1 protein-coding gene is annotated in these 298 nt (G+C 70.8%); it reads left to right on the top strand.

Annotated features, from left to right (window positions below; translation table 11 throughout):
- A partial coding sequence (locus ALMP_RS32990) for a hypothetical protein (protein ID WP_264935136.1) occupies positions 1 to 298 on the top strand: 298 nt, incomplete at both ends.

The raw sequence follows: 298 nt of genomic DNA, 5'->3' as shown, positions 1-298 counted from the left end.
TACGACGCGCTGGGCCGCAAGCTCACCGAGACCGTCGTCACGGACGCCTACCCGTCCGGCACCACGTCGACCTTCACCTACGACAAGCTCTCCCGCGTCGCCACCCTCACCGACCCGCCGGCCACCAACGTCGTCACCTCCGGCAAGCACCAGCAGAAGACCACCACGACCTACGACGCCGACGGCAACGTGGTGCGCACCGAGATCAGCGACCTGCTGGGCGGCGACGCCACCCGCGTGATGGCCTTCGAGCTCGACGACCGCGGCCGCCCCGAGCGGGTCACCGACGCCGAGGGCA

The sequence above is a fragment of the Streptomyces sp. A012304 genome (assembly GCF_026008495.1).
In the GTDB taxonomy this organism is placed as follows: Bacteria; Actinomycetota; Actinomycetes; order Streptomycetales; family Streptomycetaceae; genus Streptomyces.
Note: the sequence above shows the minus strand (reverse complement) of the source record. Positions and strands in the feature narration are given on the sequence as shown.